Origin of the sequence: Microbispora sp. CSR-4 (assembly GCF_008033685.1) — a bacterium.
In the GTDB taxonomy this organism is placed as follows: domain Bacteria; phylum Actinomycetota; class Actinomycetes; order Streptosporangiales; family Streptosporangiaceae; genus Microbispora.
Map to the genome: position 1 here is coordinate 25357 of NZ_VJVX01000076.1, position 6999 is coordinate 32355.

Here is a 6999-nt window from a genome sequence, read left to right on the forward strand (position 1 = left end):
ATATTCGGGCAGGTAAGGCGAAAGTTCGCAAAATATCAGCAAAGCGGCGAAACGCCTGTGACGTGAGAGATCGAAGGGAATTCTCGGACCCGTTCCCGCTGAACTGTGGACCGCGTTCCGCCCAGGCGCGCGTCCGCGCGAAAGCGCGGGTGCGGATACGTATTCCTGCCGATGCGCCGGGCGGGCCGGGGTCTCTAGCGTCGAGGGCGCCGACGAGACCCCGAGGTGAAGCATGCGCGTGCCGACCGCGTTTCTGCCTGCGTTCCTGCCCGTGTTCCTGTCCGCCCTCCTGACGACCTCCGCTCTCACCGTCACCTCCACGGCCGCCGAGGCCGCGGCCAAGCCCCCGCCGAAGTCCGCCGTCGACGTCGTCTATCAGCGGGCCCACTTCGGCCCCGGCCTGCGTGAGGGCGTGAAGGCGGGCGACACCCTGTCGTTCGCCGCCCCCGTGGGCACGACCTCCTACACCGACGCGCTCGGCACCAAGACCTGGGAGTACGCCCGGTGGACCGGCCCCGAGCGGCCCATCGGCTTCGCCGCCACCGAGCTGGTGGCCTCCTGGAACGCCGACGTGCCCGCCGGAAGCTGGCTGCAGGTCGAGATGCGCGGCCGCCACGCCGCCGGGCAGACGAAGTGGTACGTGCTCGGCCGCTGGGCGTACGGCGACGAGGACATCCGCCGCACGTCGCTGTCCGGGCAGCGGGACGCCGACGGCACCGTCTCGGTCGACACGTTCGTGGCCGCGGCGGGCAAGGCGATCACCTCCTACCAGCTGCGCGTCACCCTCTACCGCACGCCCGGCTCGGCCGTGAAGCCGGTCGTGCGCACGCTCGGCGCGATGGCCTCCGCGGTGCCCGACCGGGCGACCGTGCCGGTCAGTCCCGGCGGCACGGCCTGGGGCGTCGAGCTGCCGGTGCCCCGCCGCTCGCAGAACGTCCACGAGGGCCACTACCCCGAGTGGGACGGCGGGGGAGAGGCATGGTGCAGCCCGACCTCGACCACCATGGTCCTCGGCTACTGGGGCAAGTGGCCCAGCGAGCAGGACACCTCCTGGGTGGACCCCGCCGACCCCGACCCCGAGGTCGACTACGCCGCCAGGTACACCTACGACTACGCGTACGAGGGAGCGGGCAACTGGCCGTTCAACGCCGCCTACGCCGGGCGATATGGGCTTGAGGGGTTCGTCACCCGGCTCCGCTCGCTGACCGAGATGGAGCGGCTGATCCGGGCCGGCATCCCGGTCGTCACCTCGCAGTCGTTCAAGGCCGAGGAACTGCCCGGCGCCGGATACAGCACCAACGGCCACCTCATGGTCATCATCGGCTTCACGGCCGACGGCGACGTGATCGCCAACGACCCCGCATCGCCGGACAACGACGCGGTGCGCCACGTCTACCCCCGGGCCAACTTCGAGAACGTCTGGCTCCGCAGCACCGGCAGCGGCGGGATCGTGTACGTCATCCACCCGAAGAACCGCCCCCTGCCGCCCACCACTCCGGGGCTGCCGGCCAACTGGTGACCCGCCCTACAGCCCGGCCCATTGGGGACCCGCCCTATAGTGAGTCGGGTGACTGACTCGACGAACGCCCGGGTGCGGGCCGCGAGCGCCAAGCGGCGGCGGCTGACGGCCGCCGCCGCCGAGGTCGTGCACCGGCAGGGCGCCGAGCGCACGACCATCGCCGACATCGCCCGCGCCGCCGACGTCCCGGTCGGCAACGTGTACTACTACTTCAAGACCAAGGACGAGCTCGTCGCCGCGGCGCTGGACGAGCACGCCCGCCACCTGCGGGATCTCACCGAACGGCTGGAGCGGCTGCCGGACCCCCGGGAGCGGCTCAAGGGCCTCGTGGAGACCTGGGTCGGCCAGCGTGACGTCGCGGCCCGCTACGGATGCCCGACCGGCACGCTCGCCGCCGAGCTGGACAAACGCGACGAGGGCGGCCTGGACGCGGAGGCGGGCAGGGTCATCCGGCTGCTGCTCGACTGGGTCGAGCAGCAGTTCCGCGAGCTCGGCCTGCCCGAGCCCGACGGCCTCGCCCTGACCCTGGTGGCCGGCTATCAGGGCATGTCGCTGCTGGCCAACGCCCTGCGCGACCCCGAGATCATGACGCGCGAGGGCGCCCGGCTGATCGGCTGGCTCGACTCGCTGTGATGCCCACCGCGATACTCACTGCGATACTCACTGCGATATCCACCGCGCCGCCCGGGGAGGCTCATCCGGCGTCCGAGCCTGCCGTACGCTTCGCGAGCAGCGTGGTCAGGGCCGTGGTCCGCGCGTCGTCCCACCCGTCCGGCGGGGCGATCCGCGCCCACGCCGCGATCACCTCGCCGTCGTAGTCGTGGCCGTGCCCCGGCGGCGCGTCGAGGGAGAAGACCAGGTCTGCCGTGATCTGCCAGAACGTCACGAACGGATACCACCGCATCCAGGGCAGCACGTCGTCGCCGCGCCGCTCCTCCAGCCAGTCGGGCCGGGCGAGGATGAGCCGGGGCGTCCACCACACGATCGGGTCGGAGGGATGCTGCAGGTAGACCACCCGCGGCGCGTTCCAGGGCGACGCGGGCGCGTCCAGGTCGGAGGGACGGTTGGCGAAGCGCACGGTCTCGCCGTTCCGGTAGACGGGCAGCGTCTCCCCGCTGCCCGGGTCCCGGTCGTCGACGAGCCGCCGCCACAGCGCGCTGCTGTCCGGCGGACCGACGAGCAGCGCGCCGTCGGTGCGCTCACGCAGGTCCCGGTCGCCGTCGAACGCCGACTCCGCGCCGAACGCCCCCAGGCTCTCCCCGAAGACCAGCAGCTTGGGCCGGTGCCCGGCGGGCAGCGCCGACCAGCGGGCGTACACCTGGTCGAACAGCTCGCGCCCGGCCGCCCTGGCCCGCTCGCGGTCCACCAGGAACGACAGCCAGCTCGGCAGATAGGAGTACTGCATGGAGACCAGCGCGGTGTCTCCGCCGTACATGAACTCCAGGGCGGCGGCCGCCTGCGGGTCCACCCAGCCGGTGCCGGTCGTCGTGATCACGCAGAGCACCTTGCGGCCGAACGCGCCGGTGCGCTCCAGTTCCCGTACGGCCAGGGCGGCCCTTTGGCGTACGGTCGCGGCGGAGTCGAGCCCCGCGTAGACCCGGATCGGGGGAACGGCCGGCCGCCCCGTGAACTGGCTCAGCTCGCCCACCGTCGGCGCCTGCGCGACGAAGGCGCGGCCCTCCAGACCCAGGGACGCCCAGGAGGCCAGTGAGGAGGGGCTGCCCGACAGCGTGGCGGCCGTCGGCGGGGTGATGCCGGGAGCGGTCTCGGTGTTGATCGCGGCGAAGCTGTGATCGGCCCCCTTGAGCAGGGCCTCGGTGAGGATCCCGTCGGTCAGCAAGACGGCCAGCACGCCCACCCCGAGACCGGCGGCGAACCGCGCGGCCGTCGCGGGGAACCGCCGCCCGAGGAGGCGGCCCAGCGCCCGCGCCGCGATCCGCAGCGCCCGGGCGGCGGCCAGCAGGGCTAAGAACAGGGCCGCCGCGATCAGCGGGACGCCCAGGTAGTTGAGCCGTTCCGGCGGCTTCAGCCCCATCAGCACGTAGATGTCCCGCTGCGCGCGCACACCCAGGACCAGCGAGACCGCGCCGAGACCGCAGCCGAACGTCGCGACCAGCCGCCGGACCCGCCGCCTTCCCGTGCGCTGCCATGCCGCGCGCCACCGCGCCGGGAGCCGGGTCGCGGCCGGGCGTACGAGTGCGGCGGCGAGCACTCCCACCAGATAGCCGGTGGCGGCGAGGACGCCCGCGATGATCCCCTGCAGCGTCCAGGGCCGGGGCAGCAGCGACGGCGTGAGAGACAGGGAGAAGAAGGCGGCGGCGAGGACGATCCCGGCCGTGTCCAGCGGCGCGTTGAGACGCAGCCGCTGTCGTTCCCCCATCAAGCTCCCCGATCCACGCATCTGTTCAATGGCCTACCGCATGGCTCATCGGAGCAGGCAGGTTATCAAGGTCACGAACGGGTCACGTTGCGGGCGTCCCTGCGTGAGCGGCTCCGCCGCCGTGCTGATCGGCCTCGCGGCGCGGTACGCGTTGCACGCCGAGACCGGCCGGTTCCCCCCGACGAGGTGCTCGTGGTGCTCCCAGCCGTCAGCCCCACCGGGGGAGCAGCGTCGTGGTGATGGCGACCTGCACGGGGTCGAGCGCCGTCCTGCCGTCATCGACGTCCCACAGCGCGTTCTGCAACACGCGTCCGAGGGTCCAGCCGGCCGCCCGAGTACGGTCGAGCCCGACGACCTCGGTCAGCAGATCGAAGCGGCGCAGCACCGCGCGGGAGACATCGCCGGTGGCCGCCACCTCGTCCCAGCGGTTGCGCAAGGCGGGCAGCAGTTCGAACCCGGGATCGCCGGCCAGCGGTTCCGGATCGATGGCGAGCCACGGCTCCCGTTCCCCGGCGAGGATGTTGTCGTAGTGGAGGTCCCAGTGCAGCAGGCGGTCGCCGGGCTCGCCCACCAGCTCGGCCACGGCGGACGCGCAGACGCGCACCAGCCGCCGCTCGGCCGGGTCGTGCAGCGCGCGTACGGCACGCGGGACCTGGTCGAGCATGGCGGCGGCGACCCCTGCCAGCCCCCGCATCCCCTCGGGCGCGGGCACCGCGGTCAGACGGGCCAGCAGTTCGGCCAGGATCCGCAGGGCCGTGAGGTCGTCGGCCACCGCCGACAGGGGCAGGGCCGAGTCGAGCCGTTCCAGCAACTGCGTGCCGGTCCGCTCGTCGTGGTCGAGCAGGCGTACGACGCCGTCGCCGTTCCACGCCCGCAGGCCGGCGGCCACACCGGCGGTCGCCTCCCGGGGCCGCTGAAGCTTGAGCACCGCGGGTGTCCCGTCGGCCCGGATCACGGGCAGGGCCAGGGAGGCCATGCCATGGGCCGCCGCGCCGTCGGGTCTCAGTCGCCAGCGTTCCAGGAACTCGCCCCCCACGCGGGGAAGCTCCGCGATCCAGGCACGCTCCTCGGCGCCGCGCCCGCCGTAGGACGCGGCGAACGCGTCGGGAACGTCGATGCGATAGGAGACGGTCATCGGGGCCCGATCATCGGGCAGACGTCTGTGTCAAGGCATCCCCTCACCCTGCCGAGCGGCACCGGGCAGCCTATCGCCCGTCGCGGGTGCCGGGCCGGCGGCGAGGATCGCATTGCGCCCGTTGCCCCACGCGTCGGCGACCTCGACTCCCGCGCCCTCGTCGATCACCGGACACGCATGGCAGAAAACCTTCTGGTGGACGCCATGCGTCCCTGCCGCTGCTCGTCCCGCCGCCCGCAACCGGACGGAGCCCAGCATATTGGCGCCCCTTTCCGAGGGCGTGATGCGTTGCTAGATTCCGAAGCGAGAATTCATTTCAGTTCGGGGAGGTGTGATGACCGCTCTCCATGCGGAGGAGGCGGCGACGCCCGCGCCGCTGCCGCAGTCGATGGTCGAACGGATGACGTTGATCATGGACGCGTTCACCGGTCGCTCCACCCGCCTCACCCTTGAGGACGTGGCCCGTCGCACCCACCTCCCGCGCTCGACCGCTCATCGCATCCTCGACCAGCTCGTACGGCTCGACTGGCTGGACCACACGTCGTCCGGCTACAGCCTGGGCAAACGGGCGCTCGGCCTCGGCGGCCGGGACGGCGGCCACGGCGAGATCCGCGAGGCGGCCGCGCCGCTGCTGCACCGCCTGCAGATCAGGACCGGGATGGTCGTGCACCTCGCCGTGCTCGACGGCGCCGAGATCTTCTACCTGGACAAGGTCGGCGGGCGCTTCGCCCTGTCGGTGCCGACTCGCGTCGGAGGCCGGGCACCCGCCCATTTCACCGCGCTCGGCAAGGCGATGCTCGCCTGGCTGGAACCCGAGCAGGTGGAGGCGCTCATCGACGGGCACATCAGCCGCCTCACCAACCGGACGATCGGCGACATCGGCACCCTGCATCAGGAGCTCAACCGCATCCGGCAGCGCCGCGGGCTCGCCTTCGAACGGGGGGAGCGCTTCCCCGGCATCTCCTGTGTCGCCGCGGCCGTACGCGGTCCCGAGGGGCCCGTGGCCGGCATCTCCCTGGTCGGCGACGCCCGCACCCCGCTGGAGCAGGTGGCCCCGCTCGTGGCCGACGCCGCGCGTCAGGTCTCGCTCGCCCTGTTCCCCGGCCTGGCGTCCCAGCGCAGGGCCCGCGCCCTCCACCGGGTGGCCGATGAGACCTGGTCCTCCGGGCCCATGAACCGCCTGCTCGCCGTCGCCCAGAACGGCGACTGGCTCTGATCCACACGCCCGCTGATCTGCACGCGCTCCGACCCGCACGGCCTTTGATCTGCGCGGCCTTTGATCTGCACGGCCTTTGATCGCACGACCCAGTGCGAGCCGGTCCCGTCCGGCACACCAGTCCGGCTCCGTACAGACGCGCAGCCGCCGAGCCCTGCGGCGCGCGTCGCCCGGCCTGCCCTGTGCGTTGCCCACTGTGCCTCCCGCCTCACGCCCGCAGCCTCCGGGGCCTGTCCGTTCGTCGCCCGGGCAGGCCCGTGCGTCGCCCACCCCGTGCCTCCGGCCTTACTCGCGTAGTCACCGGGCCTGTCCGCGCGTCGGCCCACCTCCCCGTGCCCCCGCCTCACTCGCGCGGCCGCCTGCTCCCGATCCGGTGGTAGGTGAAGGCCCAGCGGTCTTCGCCTTCTTTGCGGCGGGTGTAGCGGTCGGGGTGCTGGTAGCGGTCGCGGTTGTGGAACTGGCAGGCCGGGCCGAGGAGCTTCAGGTCGGTCAGGCCGCCGGTGCTCCAGTTGTCGGCGTGGTCGATCTGGCACATGGTCGCCGGGAGTGGGCAGCCGTCGATCCAGCAGGTGGCGTACCGGGCGTAGATGGCCCGGCGTTGGGCGGGGGTGGCCAGGCGGACCTTGCGGCCCATGTCCAGCACCTGTCCCTCGGCGTTCATGACGATCCGCACCAACGTGCTGGTGCGGGCGAGGCGGTGCACGCTGGAGAGCGGGAGCACCTGCCCGGTCGCCGGCAGCAACCCCGGC

At 72.6% G+C, this 6999-nt stretch carries 6 protein-coding genes; 3 read left to right on the top strand and 3 right to left on the bottom strand.

Annotation, left to right across the window (positions count from 1 at the left end):
• Positions 1-232: 232 nt before the first annotated feature.
• Both FLV34_RS35810 and FLV34_RS35815 read left to right on the top strand, forming a co-directional pair.
• Complete coding sequence (locus FLV34_RS35810; protein ID WP_142648416.1) at positions 233-1519, top strand: C39 family peptidase; 1287 nt, start codon at positions 233-235, stop codon at positions 1517-1519.
• 48 nt (positions 1520-1567) lie between these two features.
• Positions 1568-2152, top strand: a complete 585-nt coding sequence (locus tag FLV34_RS35815) for a TetR/AcrR family transcriptional regulator (protein ID WP_142648417.1) — start codon at positions 1568-1570, stop codon at positions 2150-2152.
• Between the two features lie 61 nt (positions 2153-2213).
• Here FLV34_RS35815 and FLV34_RS35820 read toward each other — a convergent pair whose 3' ends face one another.
• Together FLV34_RS35820 and FLV34_RS35825 are read right to left on the bottom strand one after the other, a co-directional pair.
• Positions 2214-3899, bottom strand: a complete 1686-nt coding sequence (locus FLV34_RS35820) for an alpha/beta-hydrolase family protein (RefSeq protein ID WP_147945215.1) — start codon at positions 3897-3899, stop codon at positions 2214-2216.
• 208 nt (positions 3900-4107) lie between these two features.
• Positions 4108-5034: an aminoglycoside phosphotransferase family protein gene (locus tag FLV34_RS35825; RefSeq protein ID WP_142648419.1), complete on the bottom strand. Its 927-nt coding sequence runs from the start codon at positions 5032-5034 to the stop codon at positions 4108-4110.
• A 334-nt stretch (positions 5035-5368) separates the two neighbouring features.
• Here FLV34_RS35825 and FLV34_RS35830 point away from each other — a divergent pair, with 334 nt between their 5' ends.
• Positions 5369-6250: an IclR family transcriptional regulator gene (locus tag FLV34_RS35830; protein ID WP_147945216.1), complete on the top strand. Its 882-nt coding sequence runs from the start codon at positions 5369-5371 to the stop codon at positions 6248-6250.
• 343 nt (positions 6251-6593) lie between these two features.
• On the opposite strand, the gene FLV34_RS35835 is transcribed toward FLV34_RS35830, so the two are convergent.
• Positions 6594-6999, bottom strand: a 406-nt coding sequence (locus tag FLV34_RS35835) for an HNH endonuclease signature motif containing protein (protein ID WP_147945217.1), incomplete at its 5' end; no start/stop codon positions are given.

Bases quoted from the DNA above. Each gene is read 5' to 3' on its own strand.
- FLV34_RS35810 (WP_142648416.1), top strand. From the start codon at position 233: ATGCGCGTGCCGACCGCGTTTCTGCCTGCGTTCCTGCCCGTGTTCCTG.
- FLV34_RS35825 (WP_142648419.1), bottom strand. From the start codon at position 5,034: ATGACCGTCTCCTATCGCATCGACGTTCCCGACGCGTTCGCCGCGTCC.
- FLV34_RS35820 (WP_147945215.1), bottom strand. From the start codon at position 3,899: ATGGGGGAACGACAGCGGCTGCGTCTCAACGCGCCGCTGGACACGGCC.
- FLV34_RS35830 (WP_147945216.1), top strand. From the start codon at position 5,369: ATGACCGCTCTCCATGCGGAGGAGGCGGCGACGCCCGCGCCGCTGCCG.